The organism is Pseudomonas sp. VMV1 (genome assembly GCF_056790235.1).
This window is the reverse complement of the sequence record NZ_JBXGSE010000003.1, coordinates 390,983-409,697: the sequence shown is the minus strand read 5'-3', so window position 1 is coordinate 409,697 and position 18,715 is coordinate 390,983. Positions and strand designations below refer to the sequence as shown.

The following is an 18,715-nucleotide window of genomic DNA, read 5'->3' as shown; positions in this document are numbered from 1 at the left end:
CGGGCGGCTGCTTGGCAAAGGGCCCGGCGATTATAAGGGCCCTGTCGTGTCGCCGCTGCCGTCCTGACGGATCAGCGCCTGTTCGTGTTCGGCATGGGGCCAGAAGGCCGGCAGGAAGACTTCGCCCACCAGGATGGCCAGCAACCCGCGGCTGAACACCGAACGACGCGCCCAGCAGGCCGTGGACGCCGCGCCGTCGGGCAGCCAGGCCAGCGGATAACGGCAGGCTTCCAGGGGGCCGCGGACAAAGGCCGGTGCCTGGAACAGCCAGTGGCCGAGCGGTCGATCACCGAGCGCCGCCAGGTCGAAATCGGCGGCTTCCAGGGCCTTGCGCGCCGCCACGCTGCGGGCAAAGACCCAGGCTTCGCCATCGCCGCGCAGCCAGACCTCACGCACCCAGCCAGGGCTGCTGGGCGGGACGTCCAGCGCCTGGCACTCGTCCGGACGCAATGGTTGCCAGCCCTGGGTGATCACCTCGACGGCGAAGCGTCCGCCCGCGAGGGCGGTGAGTCGCTCGGTGAGGGAGCCGCGGTCGGCGTAGAGCCAGCCGAGAGGCGCCTCCCGGTAATCCGGCGCCTGGCTGGCCGCCGCCTGGGTCAGCCAGCGCGGGGAGCCATCACAGCCCCCAGACATTGCCCAGGGTGCTCAGCAGGGAGGGCTGGGTACCTTGCTTGCCGAGATAACCCAGGATCACCTGGGCGAACTGGCTGGTCATGCCGCTGTTCATGCCCAGGGCATTGAAGGTCTTGTCGACGTCCTGGCGACTGTCGACATTGCCCAGCAGGCTGCCCAGCGGATTCTGCTTGGCGTCCTTGCCACCACCGCCGAGCAGACTGCCCAGGCCACCGAGTTGCGCCAGGCCACCGGTGGCATTGGCGCCGGCCAGCTGGTCCAGCCCTGGCACGGCCTTGGCCAACTGGCGGTAGTCGGTGCCGACCAGCTGGTTCTTGGCCAGGCCCAGCAGGGCACCGGTGCCGCCCACCGCCTGTTGCGGGGTGACGTTGAGCTGGCTGGTCAGCGCCTGCAGCAGGCCCTGCGCCTGGGGCGTGGCGGCCGCCGCGGCGGTGGCCTTGGCGTTGCTATTGCCGTTGGCGCCGTTGTAGGCGTTGACGGCGTCGTTGAGGTTGAAGGCGAACACCGGGCTGGCGGCGAGCACCAGCGGCAGGGCGAGAACGGACAGACGCATGGGCAGACTCCAGCGATTTGCGTGAAAGGTCAGAGGATAACCCGCTGGCGATGACCACAGACTGAACGGCGTCCCTGCGCGGACCCGACGCTGCGGTTATCATCGCCGTTTTGCCGGGAGAACACCGATGCTCAACGGGTTGTGGCTGGGCTTCTTCATCGTCGCCGGGATCAGTGCCTTCGGCCAGTGGCTGGTGGCCGGCAACGCCGGGGTCTTCGCCGCCATGGTGGAGAGCCTGTTCGCCATGGCCAAGCTGTCGGTGGAGGTCATGGTGCTGCTGTTCGGCACCCTGACTCTCTGGCTCGGCATCCTGCGCATCGCCGAGAAGGCCGGGCTGGTGGACGCCCTGTCACGACTGCTCGGGCCGCTGTTCGCCCGGCTGATGCCCGAGGTGCCGCGCGGCCATCCGGCGCTGGGGCTGATCACCCTCAACTTCGCCGCCAACGGCCTGGGCCTGGACAACGCCGCCACGCCCATCGGCCTCAAGGCCATGCGGGCCCTGCAGGAGCTCAACCCCAGCAGCACCACGGCGAGCAATGCGCAGATCCTCTTCCTGGTACTCAACGCCTCCTCGCTGACGTTGTTGCCGGTAACGGTGTTCATGTACCGCGCCCAGCAGGGCGCCACCGATCCGACCCTGGTGTTCCTGCCGATCCTGCTGGCCCACACCTGCGCCAACTTGGTCGGGCTGTTCTCGGTGGCCTTCATGCAGCGGCTGAAACTCTGGGACCCGGTGGTGCTGGCCTGGATCGGCGGGGGCGCCCTGGCCTTTGGCGCCTTCGTCGCCTTTCTCTTCACCCTGACCGCCACGGCGCTGTCCGGGCTGTCGTCGCTGCTCGGCAACCTGACCCTGTTCGGCATCATCCTGGCATTCATGATCCTTGGCGCCTTGCGCAAGGTGCCGGTCTACGAAGCCTTCATCGAAGGTGCCAAGGAGGGTTTCGACGTCGCCAAGTCGCTGTTGCCCTACCTGGTGGCCATGCTCTGCGCGGTGGGCGTGCTACGCGCCTCCGGCGCCCTGGAATTCATCCTCGAAGGCGTTCGCCATGCGGTGACCTTCTTTGGCTGGGACACCCGATTCGTCGAGGCCCTGCCCACCGCCCTGGTCAAGCCCTTCTCCGGCAGCGCCGCCCGCGCCCTGCTGATCGAGACCATGCAGACCCACGGCGTGGACAGCTTTCCGGCCCTGGTGGCGGCCACCATCCAGGGCAGTACCGAGACCACCTTCTATGTGCTGGCGGTGTACTTCGGCGCGGTGGGCATCCAGCGCGCGCGCCATGCGGTGGGCTGCGCCTTGCTGGCGGAATTCACCGGGGTCACGGCGTCGATCCTGATCTGCTACTGGTTCTTCGGCTGAGCCTTGGGTTCCAGGTCGAGCATCCAGTCGTTCTGCACCATGCGTCTTTGACGACGGGAGGTGAGCTGCTGGGTCTGCCAGTCCTCGGCGATCAGGGCGCAGTAGTTGCCGTCGTGCTGCCCGAGGCGAAAGCGCCGGCGCACCCCGATCGGATCGTGATCCGAGCCATAGAAGGCCACCGCACGGATCTCCAGGCCCTCGAACACCCAGCCCTCGGGTGGTCGGTGGCTGTCCATGGTCAGGCCGTTGTGCTCGGCGGCGCGGCGGATCAGGCCCTGGAAGGTGCCGATGTGGGTAAAGTCACCGGTATTGAGCGGCCCCTGGTGGGTCGCCTCGCCCAGCACCAGTTCGGGATCGAAGTCATCCTGACCACTCTCGCGGATGTCTGTGACATCGGTGTAGAGCGTCTCGCGATTGGTCTTGAGGATCACCGTGAGCTGGTTGATGAACACCGGCTCGGCGCTCATGTTCGACAGCAGGCACAGGGCGCCCACGCCCTTGCCGGCGCCCCGGTTGATGATCAGCCGCGGCTGGCGCTGGCGCTTGTAGTTGTTGAGCAGCAATTGGGCATAGAGCACCCAGACGCCCAGGGTGCAGCACTGGGCGAAGAGCGTGAGGACTTGGGAGTTGTCTTTCAACCACTGGAACATAGGGGCACTTCGCTGGAAAGAATGACTATCGGAAAGACCGTTCGGGTTCCAGGTTCCACCGCTTCGCTGACCAATGGGTCGCGCTGAGAACATCGCCACAGCTCGGGCGTCCAAGCCTGAGAGGTCATCATGCCAAGGAAAATCGCCATGCTGCGTCTATCGCTACTCTGCTGTACCGCCCTGTTGAGCACGGCTGCGCTGGCCGAACCCCTCTCCTGCGACCAGCTCAAGGCCGAGATCGAGGTCAAGATCCAGTCCGCCGGGGTGACCGCCTATACCCTCGAAGCGGTACCCAATGCCGAGGTGACCGATCCCAATATGGTGGTGGGCAGCTGCGCCAACGGCACCCACAAGATCCTCTACCAGCGCAACGACTGAACCTCGGGCAGGGCGACAGACCGTTCATCCGCTGGATGCTTGTACAGTTCTCTCTGGCTTAGTACTGTTTGCGCATACAGTATTTAGCCAAGAGGGTAATGCCATGTCGCCGTTCGCTCGGATTCGCCAAGCTCTATCCCTTGTCCAGCCTGCACCGCGCTGGATGGAACGCGAGGATTTCCTGCGCCTGAGTCGCCAGCTGCGCGAGCAGAAAGGGCGCCCTGCACCGGTCCGTGCCCCGAGCCGGGATCAGGACGACTGGCTCAGCGTGCCTGCCTAGGGACTTGCAGCCTGGTCGAGCACGCGTCTTTGCGGGTAGCGGTCGGTTAGAAGGGCGAGCAGATGCCTCGCTCCGAGGTCACCAGCTCACGCTGATCTTCGTAGAGCGTGATCTCGCCCCGGCCGAAGGTGTGCTCGGCCTCCAGTCGATAGCGCCGGCCAGCCTGGAAGTCGCCGTAGTCCAGTTCCAGATAGCACTGGATCTGCAAGGGCTCGTTCCAGCCAAAGCGCGGACCGAAGCCGCCCCCGCCATAGAGTTCGTAGCGATAGCTCACCTTGAGGCTGTGGCTGCCGGGGGTGAGCTGGAAGTAGCGGCCGTCGTCGAGACGTCGACCGTCCTGGGATTCGGCCAGCAGCGAGGCGCCTACCGCGGGTTCGCGCAGCACCAGATCGACCCACGCCTGGTTGGGGTCGACGGGAGGCAGCGGTGTAGTGCAGCCACCGAGCAGCAGCAGAAGAGCCAGCAGGCGCAGACGCATGGACGGCGACTCGCGACAGGGAGATCAGCCGAGTCTACACGTCGCCGCAACGACTGGCATTGCTGCGCGCCACTTCCTGGTTGCGCTCGTCATAGAGGCGCGCCCAGGGCCGCCAGCCGGTCTGGCCGGCCTCCAGGCGATAGCGCTCGCCCGCGGTGAAGGCCTTGTAGTTGAGGGTCACCAGGCAGGTGCGTGCCAGCGGATCGGCCACCTGCGCGCCGATATTGGTGGGCTGCACCTCGAACTGGTAGCGTACCTGCAGATCGTGGCTCCCTGGCCAGACCTGGAAGTAGCGTTTGTCTTCGAGTTCCTTGCGGTCGGCACGCAGGGCTTCCAGCTTGGCCTTGCCGTCGCTGTCCAGATCGATCCAGGCCTGTGCCGGATCCGGTTTGGGCAACGGCCATAGGGAACAGCCACTCAGGAACAGCACAGGCAACAGCAGGCACAGTCTACGCATGACGGCTACAACTCCGGGCAGGGAAGGGCGCGCCACCCAGTCAGGCACCCTGCCTGCGCAACGCGCGGGCCGCTGGCTGGCGCTGCTGTCCCTGGCGATCGGACTGGGCGGTTGTACCTCGGTCGGGTACTACGGTCAGATGGTACAGGGCCAGTGGGTGCTGATCCGTGATCGCGAGCCCATTGCGACGGTCGTCGCCGATCCCGCGCGCCCCGTCGCCCTGCGCGAACGCCTTGCCGCTGCCGCGGCCGCGCGGCGCTTCGCCAGTGCCGAACTGGCCTTGCCGGACAACGCCAGCTATCGCAGTTTCGTCGAACTCAAGCGCCCCTTCGTGCTGTGGAACGTCTTCGCCACCGCCGAGTTTTCCACCCGGCCCACCACCCACTGCTTTCCCGTCGCCGGTTGCGTGGCCTATCGCGGTTACTACCAGGAGGCCGCAGCCCGGGCAGCGGCGCAGGCGTTGCAACGGCAGGGCCAGGACACCTACGTCGGCGGCGTACCGGCCTATTCGACGCTGGGCTGGTTCAGTGATCCGCTGCTAAGCAGCATGCTGCGCTGGGACGATGACCAGGTGGCCGCGACCATCTTCCACGAGCTGGCCCACCAGCGCTTTTACCTGCCGGGCGATACTGCCTTCAATGAATCCTACGCTACCTTCGTCGAGGGGGAAGGGCTGCGGCAATGGCGCGCCAGTCGTGGCCTGCCGCCGCCGGACGCGGGGCGCGAGGCCCGCTACCAGCAATTTCGCGCCCTGCTGCTGACCACCCGCGAAGACCTGGCGCGGCTCTATGCCCAGCCGCGGACGCCCACGGCCAAGCGCGCGGCCAAGGCCCGGCGTTTCGCCCAGTTGCGCGCTGACTATCAGCGCCTGCGCGCCACCCCGGCCTGGCGTGACGAGCGTCGCTTCGATGGCTGGATGAGCCAGCCACTCAACAATGCGCGGCTGGTGCCCTATGGGCTGTACGAACAGTGGGTACCAGCCTTCGCGGCGCTCTATGCACAACACCCGGGCAATTGGCCGGCCTTCTTCCACCGGGTACGGCTATTGGGCGAGCGCCCGGCGGCCGAACGCGAGCAGGCGCTCCAGGCGCTGCTCGGCCAGGCGACAACACCGCAGCCCTAGCGCGGCGCTCGCCAGTTGGACCAGGCAGCGACCAGGCCCAGCCCGGCCGCCAGGGCCAGTCCCAGGCGCGGGGCCAGCCCGGCATCTAGATGCAGCAGCAGCGCCAGGGCCGCGGCGCCCAGTGCCATGCCGGTCTGCCGCGCGGTCGCCTGGACGCCGCCGGTGGCGCCGTTGCGACCGAGCGGGGCAGCGGTCAGCATGATCCTGTTGTTGGGCACCTGGAAAAAGCCGAAGCCGATGCCACCGACGATCAGGCACGGAACCAGCAGCGTGGTGGACTGCTCCAGCGGCATCACCGCGGCAGCCGCCAGGCCCAGGGCGATCCCCAGGCCGCCGAGCATGCACAGTCGCTGGGGGGATAGCGATCGGCCAGGCGCCCGGCCACCTGTGCCGACACGGCCACGGTGAGCGGCCAGGCCAGCATCAGCAGGGCAATCTGCAGGGGTACCAGGCCCAGCTGGTGCTGCAGGTAGAAGGGCAGGGCGAGAAAGCAGAGCATCTGCGCGGCGAAGGAGCAGACCGAGGCCAGCACCGAGTGACGCATGGCGGGCAGCCCCAGCAGATCGACGGGCAGCAACGGCGCCGCCAGCCCGCGTTCGCGACGCACCAGCAGCACCAGACTGGCCGCGGCCAGCAGCAGCAGGACCACTCCCTGCAGGGGCGCGCCGCCAAGACGCTCCAGGCCGCCGATGCCGGCGCAGAACAGCAGGGCGTTGAGCAGCACGCTGACCGGATCGAGACGGCGTTGCGCGCGGGGGCTGTCGGGCAGGTTGCGCACCAGCAGGCCGACCAGGATAGCCAGGGGTACGTTGATCGCGAACAGCCAGGGCCAGCCGCCCAGCGCCAGGATGGCCGCGCCCAGGCTGGGCGCGGCTGCCGAACCCAGGGCCACGCAGAGGGCGTTGATGGCGATGCCGCGACCCAGGCGCGCCCGTGGATAGGACAGCCGCACGATGCCGGCACTGACGCACATGATGGCGGCGGCGCCCACGCCTTGCAGCGCTCGGGCGGTGACCAGGCTGGCAAGATCCGGGGCTAGGGCGCAGCCCAGGGAGGCCAGGCCGAAGATGCCGACGCCGGTGGCGAACACCGGACGCAGGCCCAGCCGCTCGGCCACCGCGGACAACGGAAACAGCAGGGCGACCAGGCTCAGCTGGTAGGCGCTGACGATCCACACCGCCGCAGCGGCGGACACATCCAGGGCCTCGGCGATGCTGGGCAGGGCCAGGTTGGCGATGCCACTGTCCAGCACCGTCATGCTGATGGCCAGGAGCAGGGCGGCAACAGCACGGTAGCGGCGCGGGCGCGGCAGTCCGTCGGCGACGCAGGCAGTGGCGCTCAATCGTCGACCTTCACGTGTTGGTCACTCTCGCCAAGCTTCCAATAGCCGGCCGCCTTCACCCAGTCCCGTGGCAGACCCTTGGCCAGCAGCACCTGGCGTGCGGCGCGTGCCTGCGCAGCCTCACCGGCGATCCAGGCATAGCCTTCGCCCGCGGGCAGCTCCAGGGCTTCCAGCGCCTGCACCAGGGCGTCTGCCCGGGCCTCTCGGTAGACCCAGCGGACCTCGGCGACGGCGGCGGTGGGCAATGCGATTTCCAGGCCGGGGCGGGCCACTTCGGCGATGACCTGCACCTTCACCCCTGCGGCCAGTTGTTCGAGGCGCCGGGCGATGGCGGGGAGGGCGGTCTCGTCACCGGCCAGCAGGTACCAGTCGAAATCCTCCGGTGGCACCAGGGCACCCTTGGGCCCGCCGATGATCAGCTCGGCACCGGGCTGCGCCTGGCGCGCCCAGGTGGTCAGTACACCCGCTTCGTGCAGGAAGAAATCGATGGCCAGTTCGCCGCGGGTGGCATCGTAGTAGCGGGGGGTGTAGTGCCGCCCAGCGAGTTGCTCGGGGCTGGCAGCGCGGATGGGGGTGGCATCGATTGGCACGAAGAGCTTCACGTGTTCGTCGAAGGCGGCGCTCTGGAAGTCGGCCAGGTCGCTGCCACCGAAGGTCAGGCGCAACAGATCGCCGCCGAGCGCTTCGCGGCGGACGACGGTCGCCCAACGTCGCTTGAGGTCGAAGCGCACACGCTGGAAAAGGTGGCGGGCACTGGCATCGCCCTCTTGGCTGTGAAAAGATGTCGCCATTGCGGAGGTACCATTCATTGAGGTTCCTCACTATATTCGAGGTAAGAATCGTTCATGTCAACCGCCGCTGCCATCGCCGAAGCCTTGCTGGATCTGAAACGGCAGATGCGCCAACAACTGGATGAGACGCTCAAGGCGTCCGGTCTTTCCTTCGCCCGCTACAAGGTGCTGATGGTGCTGGAGCGGCTGGGCCCCTGTCGTCCGGGTGAGGTCGCCGAACAGCTGCGCCACGCGCCGCGCACCCTGACCGATGCTTTCGACGCCCTGGAGCGCGATGGCCTGGTGCGTCGCGAACCCCATCCCCAGGACAGGCGCGCCTTGCTGGTCCATCTGACCGAGCAGGGGCGTCAGGCGCTGGCTCATGCCCAGGTGCCTCGTACCCAGGCGCTGGAAGCGGTCTTTGCACCGCTGGACGCAGCGGAGCAGGCGCAACTGCTGGCCTATCTGGAGCGGGTCCGCAGCCGTAGTTGAGCAGCGGGAGAACTCCGTGCGGGTTGGCACGCTCGAAAGAGTGAGCCTACCGAGGAGAGCCTTTCATGAGCGACCAGCGTTCCGATGCCCACTTGGGCAAGACCCCGCCAAACGAACCCGCGCTCGATGAGGCGGGACGTCCGGTGGATGTGGTGAAAAAGGATATGGAGCAGTCGGAAGTGACGCCGACCGATGGCATCGACAAGGTCATCACGCCTACCGATATCAAGACCAAGGAGCAGGAAGCCGAAGAGCTCAAGCGCAAGACCGCCGAGGTCGAACGCAAGCTGGACCGTTGATGCTCCACGTGAAACCTCGGGTTCCCGAGGTTTCACCTTCCTTTCGTTACCTTGGTGGCCATAGCCGGAGTGATGCCGCGCTATAGCAGCGTTGTACTAACTGCTTGGCGGGCGCGTCGCTAGTCTTGGCGCCGTCTATTCCCCTGCCGCAAAGGAGCTTCCATGGGCCAGTCCGCCTTCACCATCCAACTTGCCGAGGAAGGGTTTCAGCCGCCGGTACTGGTCACGCGCGAAGCCCATGGCACTCTGGACGCCCATGCTCATCCTTTCGACGCCAAGGTGCTGGTCATCGAAGGCGAGTTGCGTATTCGGACGGCGGCGGGCGAACGTCATTATGGCGTGGGCGAGATCTTCCAGTTGGCTGCCCATGAGCCGCACTCGGAAGTCTTCGGTGCCCAGGGCGTACGTTATCTGGCGGGGCGACGACCGGCTTAGCGGCCTGGCCTAGCCTTCGCTGTCGTTCTTCTCGATATCCTTGCGCTGGCGGTTGAGGATCACGCAACCGTAGACACCGCCGCCCAGCAGCAACAGGGCGAGGATGGAAAACAGGGTCATGAAGATGGAGTCGTTCATCGTGCTCTCCGAAAGCGGGGTCGGAGCAGTCTAGCGAGTCGCGAAGTTCCCGGCGAACGAGCTCTGGAACAGGGTGTTGCCGATGCCTGGGCGGCACCGGCAGGCACCTGTGACCCTTAACCTTCGAGCGTGGCGTTCAGGTTGATCTTGGCACCCTTGAGCACCTTGGACACCGGGCAGCCTTCCTTCGCCTGATTGGCGATGGTGGTGAACTGCTCCTGGGTGGCACCGGGGATCTTGGCCTTCATGGTCAGATCGATGGTGGTGATCTCGAAGCCGTCGCCGACCTTGTCCAGGGTCACATCCGCCTTGGTCTCGATCCGCTCGGGGGTCAGACCGTTCTGGCCCAGCAGCATGGAGAAGGCCATGGAGAAGCAGCCAGCATGGGCCGCGCCGATCAATTCTTCGGGGTTAGTGCCTGGCGTGCCTTCGAAACGGGTGTTGAAGCCGTAGGCATTGTCCTTGAGCGCGCCGCTCTCGGTGGAGATATGGCCTTTGCCATCCTTCAGACCGCCTTGCCAGACCGCGGAAGCATATTTCTTCATGGAGCATCTCCGGTTGTTAGGTACGAATCCATCTAGAACAAGCCAGCAGCCGGTAAGTTCGTTGCAGTCGATCCGGGACCGCCATGGTCAACTCTTTTCGACCACCCCTGGAGGCCCCCATGAACTACCGCAATCTAGGCCGTACCGGTCTGAAGATATCGCCCCTCTGCCTCGGCTGCATGACCTACGGCGTCCCCGAGCGCGGCAATCACCCCTGGACCCTGCCGGAAGACCAGAGCCAGCCGCTGCTGAAGAAGGCGCTGGATCTCGGCATCAACTTCTTCGACACCGCCAACAGCTACTCCGACGGCACCAGCGAAGAGATCGTCGGCCGCTTCCTCAAGGCCAACGCCGTGCGCGAGGAGATCGTGCTGGCGACCAAGGTGTACTTCCCGCTACGGGATAGGCCCAACGTCGGCGGCCTGTCGCGCAAGGCCATCTTCGCCGCCATCGACGCCAGTCTGCAGCGCCTGGGCACCGACTACGTCGATCTCTACCAGATCCATCGCTGGGACTATCACACGCCCATCGAGGAGACCCTGGAAGCCCTGCACGACGTGGTCAAGGCCGGCAAGGCGCTGCACATCGGCGCCAGCAGCATGTACGCCTGGCAATTCGCCAAGGCACTGCACACCGCCGAACGCCATGGCTGGACTCGCTTCGCCACCATGCAGAATCACCTCAACCTGCTCAATCGCGAAGAGGAGCGGGAGATGCTGCCGCTGTGCCGCGATGCCGGTATTGGCGTGATCCCCTGGAGTCCGCTGGCCCGTGGCCGCCTGACCCGCGACTGGGACGCCAGCACGGCGCGCACCGAAAGCGATGCCTTCGGCAAGACGCTCTATACCGCCAGCGAGGAATCCGACCGGCAGATCGTGGCTGCCGTGGCCCGCATCGCCGAGGCCCGCGGCGTACCGCGCGCCCAGGTGGCGCTAGCCTGGCTGCTGCAGAAGCCGGGCATCGACGCGCCCATCGTCGGCGCCTCCAAGCCGCAGCATCTGGAGGATGCGGTGGCGGCGCTGGAATTGCGCCTGAGCGAAGAAGAGATCGCCGCCCTGGAAGCGCCCTACGTCCCGCATCCGGTAGTGGGATTCAGCTGAGGAGCCGTGTTGCCCTCACCCCGGCCCTCTCCCGAGGGGCGAGGGGGAAGAGCGGGATGGAGTGCTGGCTGAGGTCCAATCCCCCGGACCCTGCGCATCCCCTTTCACTCCTCACTCCTGGGGCTAGGACCAAGTGCGAGGACTGTTCTGCTCCCCTCTCCCTCAGGGAGAGGGGCCGGGGGGTGAGGGCGTCCGGACTCAGGCGTACTGATCGGCGATCTGCCGTTCGGCACTGGCCAGGGCAGCGCCCTTGGCTTCGTCGCCATAGGCCAGGCCTTCGGCGCGAACGATCTGGATGTCGGTGATGCCCAGGAAGGCCAGCAGCAATTTCAGATAGTCCTCATGGGCGATGCCAGTGGGCTTGCCGGCATGGATGCCGCCCGCCGTAGCGACGATGATCGCCTTCTTGTCGCCACACAGGCCTTCCGGACCGGCTTCGCTGTAGCGGAAGGTGGTGCCGGCCACGGTGATGCGGTCGATCCAGGCCTTGAGCTGGGTCGGAATGGTGAAGTTGTACATGGGGGCACCCAACACCAGCACGTCGGCGGCGAGGAATTCCTGCAGGGCGCGAGCATTGCGCTCGGCTTCGTCACGCTGTTCGGCGGTGCGCTGCTCGGCCGGGGTGGCGCCAGCGGCCAGACTGGCACCGGAGAAGTGCCCCAGGGAGTCGTGGGCGAGGTCATGGTAGGTGACCTCCAGACCCGGCGTGGCGGCCTTGAGGGCGGCGACGACCTTGGCGCTCAGGGCGCGGGAAGCGGAGTGATCGCCGAGGATGCTGGAGTCGATGTGCAGGAGTTTCATGGCGGTGGTCCTGTAGGGTCTTGAGAGATGAGCCCAGACTACCGATAAGACGATCAGTTGATTAGTCGCCTAAAATGCGATGCTTCGTCCCATGGATAGGACAATCGCCCATGCAAGACCTCAATGACCTCGCCTATTTCGCCAAGGTGGTGGAGGCCGGTGGCTTCGCCGCGGCCGGCCGCCTGCTGGGCATTCCCAAGTCGCGGCTGTCGCGGCGCATCGCCGAGCTGGAGACGCGTCTGGGCGCCCGCCTGCTGCAGCGCACCACCCGCACCCTGACGCTCACCACCCTGGGTGAGCGCTATCTGGTGCACTGCCAGGCGCTGCTGCGCGAAGCGGAGAGCGCCGCCGAGACCGCCGCCAGCCTGTCCAGCGAGCCGCGGGGGCCGCTGCGGGTATCCTGCCCGGTGGCCCTGGCCCAGCAATACCTTCCCGAGGTGGTGACGCGGTTTCTTACCCGCTATCCCCAGGTGCAGCTGGACATGCTGCTGGTCAACCGGCGGGTGGACATCATCAACGAAGGGGTGGACGTCGCCATGCGCGTGCGGGACGTCGACGACGAAGAACCGGGCCTGGTGGTGCGGCGGCTGCGCCAGGCTTCCGTGGTGCTGGTGGCGGCTCCCGAACTGCTCGCCGGGCGACGGCTGGATACACCGGAGGCCTTGCTGGGCCTGCCCTTGCTGGGCGCGTTGGAGGTGGATCGCAAGGTACACTTGCGTCTCGCAGGACCTCAGGGCGAACGTCGCGAACTGATTTTGGAAGCACGCCTGGGCATCGATGACTTCGGCGTACGCAAGGCCGCCGCCCTGGCGGGTCTCGGCTATACCCTCCTGCCACTGATCTATTGTCAGGCCGAGCTGGCCGAGGGCCGCCTGCAACGCCTGCTGCCGGACTGGTCGATCCCCGGTGGCCATCTCCAGGCCGCCTATGCGCACCGCCGTGGCCAACTGCCGGCGGTGCGCGCCTGGCTGGAGCACCTGGAAGAGAACTTCCGCGATCAGGGCAGTGCGCCGGTCTAGACCACCGTCGCCCAGGCCGAGACGAGCAACAGCGCCGCCATCCCCAGGTTGAAACCACGCCAGGCGCGCTGCGATCTCAGGCTGCGCGCCGCGACCCGGCCGAGCAGCGCCCAGAGGCCCAGACAGGGTACGGACACCAGCAGGAACACCAGGGCCAGGACCAGCACCTGCCGCCAGAGGTCGGCGCCGGGCTCGGCATAGACCGTGACCACCGCCAGCGCCATGCTCCAGCTCTTGGGGTTGAGCACTTGCAGGCCGGCGGTGCCGCCGAAGCCCAGGCGGGCGCTGTCATCCTTGACCGCGGGCGCGCCGGCACGGGCCAGTTGCCAGGCCAGCCAGCTCAGCCAGAGCACGCCGGCCCAGGCCAGGCTGCGCTGCCAGTCGGGATGTCGGGCCAGGGTCTGGCCGAGACCGAAACCCACCACCAGGACCAGGGCCACCGCGCCCAGGCTGCCGCCCAGCACCAGCGGCAGACTGGCCCGGGCGCCGTGGCGAGCGCTGTGGCCGAGGATGAGCACATTGGTCGGCCCGGGGGTGATGGAGGCGACCAGGGCGAACAGCAGGAAGGGCAGCAGGGACATGGGAGACTCCCGGTTTGGAGGAGCCCCAGGGTCGCAAGCCTGCCGCTAGCGGTCTGGAAGATTCGAGCAGCGCGCGCGATAGGCCGCCGGGGTCAGGCCATAGGCGCGGCGAAACCAGCGGCCCAGATGACTCTGGTCGGCGAAGCCCAGGGCCGCGGCGGTCTCTGCCGGCGACAGGCCGTCGGCCAGCAGGCGGCGTGCCCGCGACAACCGCAGCTGCACCAGATAGGCATGCGGTGCCAGACCAAAGGCCGCCTTGAAGGCACGGGTCAGGCGGAATCTGTCCACGCCACAGGCCTGGGCCAGTTCTTCCAGGCCGAGGTCTTCCTGATGATGGGCATGCAGGAAGTCCCGGGCGCGCAGAGCGACCTGGGGCAGGTGCGGATCGCCCGTCTGGGGCGCCCGCCATTGCAGTTGCGGCAAGAGGCGCAGCAACAGGGCGTCCAGGGCGCTCTGGCGGACGATGCGCAGCTCTGGCCGACTCAAGACGTCATGGGCCCAGGCCACCGCGCGGTGCAGTTCGGCCTGGTCCACCAGGGTCCGGGCGAAGCCCGGTTCGCCCAGCGGCCGGGCCTCACCGTGCAGGCCCTGCAGCTCGCGCGCCAGCCACTGGGGATCAAGGTAGAGCATGGAATAGGTGAAGCCCTCGGCTTCCGGCGCCTGGCCGTCGTGCAACTCGCCAGGCTCCAGCAGGAAGACCTGCCCCGGGGTACTCAGGTGGCGCTGGCCACGGCAGTGGAATTGCTGGACGCCCTGCTCGGTGTAGCCCACCAGATAGGCGTCGTGCCAGTGCGGGTCATAGGCATGGCCCTCGAAATGGGCGCGCAGGGTCTCGATGCCGGTGTCGGCGTCCTGTTGCAGCTGGATCCAGTGATCGTCGGCCATGGCGAGAAAAGGGGATCTGCGGGCTTTCCAGTCTAGCTACGGACCCGGCGCCGGTCTGGAAGATTCGTGCAACTTCAGCGACCCAGACGTGCGGGCAGCTCCCGTGCCAGATGGCGGATCAGCTCGGAGAGGCGGCGCGGCACATGGCGCTGTTGGCGGTGCACCGCATAGATGGCCGCTGCTGGCGCCTCGTGATCGGTCAGCAGCGGCACCAGGGCGCCGCTGGCGAGCAGCTCGGCCACGTCCCATTCCGATCTCAGGATCAGCCCATGGCCCTCCAGCGCCAGGCGCACTACCACCTCGCCATCGTTGCTGCTGAGGCTGCCGCGCACCTTCTGGGCGAAATGCTGGCCAGCCTTGGTGAAGCGCCAGACGGCATAGTCGCCCGCGTCCTGGCGCAGCACCAGGCAATTGTGCCGCGCCAGGTCCGCCACGCTTTCCGGCACGCCGGCCCGGGCCAGGTAGGCGGGGGCGGCGCAGAGCAGGCGGCGGTTATCCAGCAGGCGATGGGCGATGACCCGGGCGTCGGGTGGCTCGCCGACACGGATATCCAGGTCGAAGGGCCCTTCCAGCAGGTTCACCGGATGGCTGGAGAGATGCAGGTTGAGCTCCAGCCCGGGATGGCGGCGGGCGAAGTCCGACAGCAGCGGTGCCAGGTGGCGGCGGCCGAAGCCGAAGGTGGCATTGAGATTGAGCACCCCGCTCAGGGGCGCGTCGGGCCGGCCGACTGCGGCCTCCAGGTCTTCCAGCTGGGTCAGCAGCGGACGGGCGCCTTCCAGGTAGCGCAGGCCCTCCGGCGTCAGGTCCAGCCGCCGGGTAGTCCGGCGGATCAATTGCACGCCCAGGCGGCGCTCCAGGGCAGTGAGTCGTTTGCTGACCGCCGCCAGGGACAGCCCCAGCTCCCGGGCAGCGGCGGTCAGGCTGGGGTGGCCGGCCAGGCGGACAAAGAAGGCGAGGTCGTCAGCGGACAAGATTCTTGATCCCAGGTTAAGAATGGCTTTCCCTGAGACGGGATTGTACGCCTCCGGCGCGAGACTACACTGGGTCCATCCCACCCAGACTGCCGGAGAAAAGCCATGCAAGCGTCCAAGCCCTACAAGATCGCGGTCATCGCCGGTGACGGCATCGGCAAGGAAGTCATGCCTGAAGGCATCCGCGTGCTGGACGCCGCTGCCCAGCGCTTCGGCATCGCCTTGCAGTGGGATCACTTCGACTTCGCCAGCGCCGAGTACTACCAGGCCCACGGCAAGATGCTGCCGGACGACTGGTTCGAGACGCTCAAGGACTACGATGCACTCTACTTCGGCGCCGTCGGCTGGCCGGACGTGGTGCCCGACCACATCTCCCTCTGGGGCTCGCTGCTGCAGTTCCGCCGCCGCTTCGACCAGTACGTCAACCTGCGCCCCTGCCGCCTGATGCCTGGCGTCAAGGCGCCCCTGGCCAATCGTCAGCCGGGCGACATCGACTTCTATGTGGTGCGCGAGAACACCGAGGGCGAGTACTCCAGCGTCGGCGGCATCATGTTCGAAGGCACCGAGCGCGAGGTGGTGATCCAGGAAACGGTCATGACCCGCCATGGCACCGACCGCATCCTCAAGTTCGCCTTCGACCTGGCCCAGCAGCGGCCGCGCAAGAAACTGACCTCGGCCACCAAGTCCAATGGCATCGCCATCACCATGCCCTGGTGGGACAAGCGCGTGGAGGAGATGGGCAAGGCCTATCCGGACGTGGCGGTGGACAAGTTCCACATCGACATCCTCACCGCCAACTTCGTCCTGCACCCGGACTGGTTCGACGTGGTGGTCGCCAGCAACCTGTTCGGTGACATCCTTTCCGACCTGGGCCCGGCCTGCACCGGCACCATTGGCATCGCCCCCTCGGCCAACATCAATCCGGAGCGCAATTTCCCCAGCCTGTTCGAGCCGGTGCATGGCTCGGCGCCGGACATCGCTGGCCGGGGCATCGCCAATCCCATCGGCCAGATCTGGTGTGGCGCCATGATGCTCGAACATCTGGGCCATGCCGACGCCGGCGCGGCGGTGGTCGCGGCCATCGAAGCGGTGCTGCGCCAGGGGGCCGAGCAGGCGCCCCTGACCCGTGACCTCGGCGGCCAGGGCACCACCGAAAGCCTGGGTCAGGCCATCGCCGCGGCCCTGGCCTGAGATGGACGGCCTCTTTCCGGGATTCGAGCAGCGGCGGCTGGACGTCGATGGCGTCGAGCTCAATTGCCGCGTCGGCGGCCAGGGCCCGGCGCTGCTCCTGCTCCACGGCCATCCCCAGACCCATGTCATGTGGCACAGGGTGGCGCCGCGGCTGGCCGAGCGTTTCACCCTGGTGGTCGCCGACCTGCGTGGCTATGGCGACAGCGCCAAGCCCGACGCGGGCACGGAGGCCTACAGCAAGCGCACCCTGGCGCGGGACAACGTCGAGCTGATGCGCCTGCTGGGCCACCAGCGCTTCGCGGTGCTGGCCCACGACCGTGGCGCCCGCGTCGCCCATCGCCTGGCGCTGGATCACCCGGAGTCGGTGGAGCGGCTCATGCTGCTGGACATCGCCCCGACCCTGGCCATGTATCGGCAGACCGACGAGGCCTTCGCCCGGGCCTATTGGCACTGGTTCTTCCTGATTCGCCCGGCGCCGTTGCCGGAGCGGCTGATCGAAGCCGATCCGGAAGGCTATCTCAAGGGCGTGATGGGCACGCGCAGCGCGGGCTTGGCGCCCTTTCCACCCGAGGTGCTGGCCGAATACCTGCGCTGCCTGAGCTTGCCTGGCACAGCTCGCGGCATTTGCGAGGATTACCGCGCCAGCGCCGGTATCGACCTGGCGCACGACCAGGCCGATCTGGACACCGGGCGCCGACTGGAGCTGCCGCTGCGGGTGCTCTGGGGCGCCGAAGGCACCGTCGGGCGCTGCTTCGATCCGTTGGCCGAATGGCGTCAGGTGGCCACTCAGGTCAGTGGTCGCGCCCTGCCAGGCGGTCATTACCTGGCGGAAGAAGTGCCGGACCTGGTGCTGGAAGAGGCCCTGTCCTTTCTGGGTTGAATCGGCTGCCGCAAAGGAGTGTTGCGTCTTCTGTCGGTAACAAAGTGTGACGCCATCGAGGTGGAATCGGTCTATTCGTGAAATTTTCGTGAAAAGAGACCTCGATGAACGCTCCACTCTTCACCGCCACCTGGCAGTGGCGCCGACTGGCGCTCTCCCAGGGACTCGCCCTGGGCCTGCTCGTGCTCTGGCTCATTCCCGCCGTTCGGATCCAGTTGCTGGCGTTCGATGCCGGGCTGTTCCATGCCCTCAACGCGCCCCTGGCGCACTCCACCGCCTGGCTCTATCTCTGGACCTTCTTCAGCCTGCGACCGGTGGATGCCCTGGTCGGGCTGGTGCTGCTGGCCTTGCTGGTTCGCGGCGGCTGGGCTTATCCGACCCATCAGGTACGACCGGCGCTGGCGACCTTCATCGGCCTGCTGGTGATCCTGCTGATCGTGCGCACCCTGCTGACCAAGGGCATCGAAGCCTGGGGCCTGCAGCATTCCAGCCCGTCCGACGTGCTCCCGGGCGCCTATCTGCTCAGCGATCGCTTTCCTGGGCTGGAGCATGGTTGGGAATTGAAGGACAGGTCCGGCGCCAGCTTTCCTGGCGACCATGCCTCGGTGCTGCTGCTCTGGGCACTGTTCATGGCGCACTTCACCCGCGGCGGACGCCGCCTGGTGGTGGCCGCGCTGGCGGTGCTGTTCATGCTGCCGCGCCTGGTGGCCGGCGCCCACTGGGGTTCGGATGACTACATCGGCGGCCTGGCGCTGGCCCTGGGCGTCATCAGCCTGGGCCTGCACACGCCGCTGGCCGCCGTCTTCGCCCGCCAGGGTGAGCGCTTGCTGGCACCACCCCTGCGTGGCCTGGGACGGCTACCGGTGCTGGGCCGCCTGAGTCTGCTGCGACCCTAGCATCCGCTAGGCACGCGTCGGGGCCAGGGCCGGCAGCAATTGCTGGTCGATGGCCTGGCGCACCGCCGGCAGCAGCGCCGCGCTGCCGGACAGCAATTCCTGGATCAGCTGGCGCAGGGCCTGGGCACGCTCCTGGTTGAGCCCGGTCACGGCCTGGCGACAGGCTTCGTCCGCGGTTGCCGCGGGCGTCACGTTGAAACCCAGCGCACGCAGGCGGTCGCGGAAGTCGTCCTGGTCGATCAAGTCGGCGATCATCATGGCACTGCCCTCTCAGGTGGAATGCCTGGATTCTCCCATTGGCGTCGCAGACGGCAAGCCGGGCTGGCGTCGCCGCATAGCCCGATGTCGTTTTTGGAAAGCGCCTCGCCGGCCAGCCAGGCAATGTAGGTTTATTACGACGCCCTGCCTGGACAATCTGCCGCAGGGTCAAAACCGACGTTCGCCGTTAGAATGCGCCCTAT

General features: G+C 67.1%; 27 protein-coding genes. 12 read left to right on the top strand and 15 right to left on the bottom strand.

The window, feature by feature from the left end; translation table 11 throughout:
• Window positions 1–30 precede the first annotated feature (30 nt).
• A complete protein-coding gene (locus ACUCV0_RS11955) occupies window positions 31–633 on the bottom strand; it encodes a chorismate--pyruvate lyase family protein (protein WP_482212795.1) in 603 nt (200 codons plus the stop codon).
• The gene (locus tag ACUCV0_RS11950) at window positions 617–1,186 is read right to left on the bottom strand and encodes a DUF2780 domain-containing protein (RefSeq protein ID WP_482212794.1); all 570 of its coding nucleotides are present in this window, start codon (window positions 1,184–1,186) and stop codon (window positions 617–619) included. The genes ACUCV0_RS11955 and ACUCV0_RS11950 overlap by 17 nt, the downstream gene beginning before the upstream one ends.
• A gap of 127 nt (window positions 1,187–1,313) precedes the next feature.
• Here ACUCV0_RS11950 and ACUCV0_RS11945 point away from each other — a divergent pair, with 127 nt between their 5' ends.
• Window positions 1,314–2,543, top strand: a complete 1,230-nt coding sequence (locus ACUCV0_RS11945) for a nucleoside recognition domain-containing protein (RefSeq protein ID WP_482212793.1) — start codon at window positions 1,314–1,316, stop codon at window positions 2,541–2,543.
• On the opposite strand, the gene ACUCV0_RS11940 is transcribed toward ACUCV0_RS11945, so the two are convergent.
• On the bottom strand, window positions 2,525–3,193 hold the full coding sequence (locus tag ACUCV0_RS11940) for a hypothetical protein (RefSeq protein WP_482212792.1): 669 nt from the start codon (window positions 3,191–3,193) through the stop codon (window positions 2,525–2,527). The genes ACUCV0_RS11945 and ACUCV0_RS11940 overlap by 19 nt on opposite strands.
• Before the next feature lie 147 nt (window positions 3,194–3,340).
• On the opposite strand from ACUCV0_RS11940, the gene ACUCV0_RS11935 reads away from it, so the two are divergent.
• A complete protein-coding gene (locus ACUCV0_RS11935) occupies window positions 3,341–3,571 on the top strand; it encodes a DUF1161 domain-containing protein (protein WP_059313076.1) in 231 nt (76 codons plus the stop codon).
• Window positions 3,572–3,674: 103 nt separating this feature from the next.
• Window positions 3,675–3,851 carry a hypothetical protein gene (locus tag ACUCV0_RS11930; RefSeq protein WP_167348545.1) on the top strand — a complete coding sequence of 59 codons (177 nt, stop codon included), beginning with the start codon at window positions 3,675–3,677 and terminating at the stop codon, window positions 3,849–3,851.
• Window positions 3,852–3,897: 46 nt separating this feature from the next.
• Here ACUCV0_RS11930 and ACUCV0_RS11925 read toward each other — a convergent pair whose 3' ends face one another.
• Together ACUCV0_RS11925 and ACUCV0_RS11920 are read right to left on the bottom strand one after the other, a co-directional pair.
• On the bottom strand, window positions 3,898–4,329 hold the full coding sequence (locus ACUCV0_RS11925; protein WP_482212791.1) for a PA0061/PA0062 family lipoprotein: 432 nt from the start codon (window positions 4,327–4,329) through the stop codon (window positions 3,898–3,900).
• A gap of 34 nt (window positions 4,330–4,363) precedes the next feature.
• Window positions 4,364–4,786: a PA0061/PA0062 family lipoprotein gene (locus ACUCV0_RS11920; protein ID WP_271653532.1), complete on the bottom strand. Its 423-nt coding sequence runs from the start codon at window positions 4,784–4,786 to the stop codon at window positions 4,364–4,366.
• Between ACUCV0_RS11920 and ACUCV0_RS11915 the strand changes: the two genes are divergently transcribed.
• Window positions 4,785–5,909 carry an aminopeptidase gene (locus ACUCV0_RS11915; RefSeq protein WP_482212790.1) on the top strand — a complete coding sequence of 375 codons (1,125 nt, stop codon included), beginning with the start codon at window positions 4,785–4,787 and terminating at the stop codon, window positions 5,907–5,909. The genes ACUCV0_RS11920 and ACUCV0_RS11915 overlap by 2 nt on opposite strands.
• Here ACUCV0_RS11915 and ACUCV0_RS11910 read toward each other — a convergent pair.
• The 3 genes from ACUCV0_RS11910 to ACUCV0_RS11900 are packed head-to-tail and all read right to left on the bottom strand — an operon-like array spanning window position 5,906 to window position 8,042.
• Window positions 5,906–6,250 (bottom strand): hypothetical protein, encoded by a 345-nt coding sequence (locus ACUCV0_RS11910; RefSeq protein ID WP_482212789.1) that lies wholly within the window; start codon window positions 6,248–6,250, stop codon window positions 5,906–5,908. The genes ACUCV0_RS11915 and ACUCV0_RS11910 overlap by 4 nt on opposite strands.
• Window positions 6,202–7,251 (bottom strand): MFS transporter, encoded by a 1,050-nt coding sequence (locus ACUCV0_RS11905; RefSeq protein ID WP_482212788.1) that lies wholly within the window; start codon window positions 7,249–7,251, stop codon window positions 6,202–6,204. The genes ACUCV0_RS11910 and ACUCV0_RS11905 overlap by 49 nt, the downstream gene beginning before the upstream one ends.
• Window positions 7,248–8,042, bottom strand: coding sequence for a siderophore-interacting protein (locus ACUCV0_RS11900; RefSeq protein WP_313649507.1), 795 nt, complete (start codon window positions 8,040–8,042; stop codon window positions 7,248–7,250). Before ACUCV0_RS11900 ends, ACUCV0_RS11905 begins: the two co-directional genes overlap by 4 nt.
• Before the next feature lie 54 nt (window positions 8,043–8,096).
• Here ACUCV0_RS11900 and ACUCV0_RS11895 point away from each other — a divergent pair, with 54 nt between their 5' ends.
• The 3 genes from ACUCV0_RS11895 (at window position 8,097) to ACUCV0_RS11885 (ending at window position 9,247) form a co-directional block, all read left to right on the top strand.
• Window positions 8,097–8,513, top strand: coding sequence for a MarR family transcriptional regulator (locus ACUCV0_RS11895; RefSeq protein ID WP_313649508.1), 417 nt, complete (start codon window positions 8,097–8,099; stop codon window positions 8,511–8,513).
• Between the two features lie 65 nt (window positions 8,514–8,578).
• The gene (locus tag ACUCV0_RS11890) at window positions 8,579–8,812 is read left to right on the top strand and encodes a hypothetical protein (RefSeq protein ID WP_482212787.1); all 234 of its coding nucleotides are present in this window, start codon (window positions 8,579–8,581) and stop codon (window positions 8,810–8,812) included.
• Window positions 8,813–8,974: 162 nt separating this feature from the next.
• Window positions 8,975–9,247, top strand: coding sequence for a cupin (locus ACUCV0_RS11885; RefSeq protein WP_313649509.1), 273 nt, complete (start codon window positions 8,975–8,977; stop codon window positions 9,245–9,247).
• A gap of 9 nt (window positions 9,248–9,256) precedes the next feature.
• Here the strand turns inward: ACUCV0_RS11885 and ACUCV0_RS11880 are convergent, their stop codons facing one another.
• Together ACUCV0_RS11880 and ACUCV0_RS11875 are read right to left on the bottom strand one after the other, a co-directional pair.
• Window positions 9,257–9,385, bottom strand: coding sequence for a hypothetical protein (locus tag ACUCV0_RS11880; protein ID WP_260175707.1), 129 nt, complete (start codon window positions 9,383–9,385; stop codon window positions 9,257–9,259).
• A gap of 116 nt (window positions 9,386–9,501) precedes the next feature.
• The gene (locus ACUCV0_RS11875; protein WP_017641568.1) at window positions 9,502–9,930 is read right to left on the bottom strand and encodes an OsmC family protein; all 429 of its coding nucleotides are present in this window, start codon (window positions 9,928–9,930) and stop codon (window positions 9,502–9,504) included.
• Between the two features lie 119 nt (window positions 9,931–10,049).
• Between ACUCV0_RS11875 and ACUCV0_RS11870 the strand changes: the two genes are divergently transcribed.
• Window positions 10,050–11,030: an aldo/keto reductase gene (locus ACUCV0_RS11870; RefSeq protein WP_313649511.1), complete on the top strand. Its 981-nt coding sequence runs from the start codon at window positions 10,050–10,052 to the stop codon at window positions 11,028–11,030.
• Between the two features lie 198 nt (window positions 11,031–11,228).
• On the opposite strand, the gene ACUCV0_RS11865 is transcribed toward ACUCV0_RS11870, so the two are convergent.
• Window positions 11,229–11,831, bottom strand: a complete 603-nt coding sequence (locus tag ACUCV0_RS11865) for an NAD(P)H-dependent oxidoreductase (RefSeq protein ID WP_313649512.1) — start codon at window positions 11,829–11,831, stop codon at window positions 11,229–11,231.
• Between the two features lie 110 nt (window positions 11,832–11,941).
• Between ACUCV0_RS11865 and ACUCV0_RS11860 the strand changes: the two genes are divergently transcribed.
• Window positions 11,942–12,850, top strand: a complete 909-nt coding sequence (locus ACUCV0_RS11860) for a LysR family transcriptional regulator (protein WP_160922183.1) — start codon at window positions 11,942–11,944, stop codon at window positions 12,848–12,850.
• On the opposite strand, the gene ACUCV0_RS11855 is transcribed toward ACUCV0_RS11860, so the two are convergent.
• From ACUCV0_RS11855 to ACUCV0_RS11845, 3 genes are all read right to left on the bottom strand, one after another.
• Entirely contained in the window at window positions 12,847–13,431 is a 585-nt protein-coding gene (locus ACUCV0_RS11855; RefSeq protein WP_482212786.1) for a LysE family translocator, read from the bottom strand. The genes ACUCV0_RS11860 and ACUCV0_RS11855 overlap by 4 nt on opposite strands.
• 45 nt (window positions 13,432–13,476) lie before the next feature.
• Window positions 13,477–14,316, bottom strand: coding sequence for an AraC family transcriptional regulator (locus tag ACUCV0_RS11850; protein WP_482212785.1), 840 nt, complete (start codon window positions 14,314–14,316; stop codon window positions 13,477–13,479).
• 74 nt (window positions 14,317–14,390) lie between these two features.
• On the bottom strand, window positions 14,391–15,287 hold the full coding sequence (locus tag ACUCV0_RS11845) for a LysR family transcriptional regulator (RefSeq protein WP_271653544.1): 897 nt from the start codon (window positions 15,285–15,287) through the stop codon (window positions 14,391–14,393).
• 105 nt (window positions 15,288–15,392) lie between these two features.
• Between ACUCV0_RS11845 and ACUCV0_RS11840 the strand changes: the two genes are divergently transcribed.
• From ACUCV0_RS11840 to ACUCV0_RS11830, 3 genes are all read left to right on the top strand, one after another.
• Complete coding sequence (locus tag ACUCV0_RS11840) at window positions 15,393–16,478, top strand: tartrate dehydrogenase (protein WP_482212784.1); 1,086 nt, start codon at window positions 15,393–15,395, stop codon at window positions 16,476–16,478.
• 1 nt (window position 16,479) lies between these two features.
• A complete protein-coding gene (locus tag ACUCV0_RS11835; RefSeq protein ID WP_482212783.1) occupies window positions 16,480–17,358 on the top strand; it encodes an alpha/beta fold hydrolase in 879 nt (292 codons plus the stop codon).
• 104 nt (window positions 17,359–17,462) lie between these two features.
• On the top strand, window positions 17,463–18,254 hold the full coding sequence (locus ACUCV0_RS11830; protein WP_482212782.1) for a phosphatase PAP2 family protein: 792 nt from the start codon (window positions 17,463–17,465) through the stop codon (window positions 18,252–18,254).
• 6 nt (window positions 18,255–18,260) lie between these two features.
• Here the strand turns inward: ACUCV0_RS11830 and ACUCV0_RS11825 are convergent, their stop codons facing one another.
• On the bottom strand, window positions 18,261–18,512 hold the full coding sequence (locus ACUCV0_RS11825; RefSeq protein WP_093253588.1) for a hypothetical protein: 252 nt from the start codon (window positions 18,510–18,512) through the stop codon (window positions 18,261–18,263).
• Window positions 18,513–18,715 lie beyond the last annotated feature (203 nt).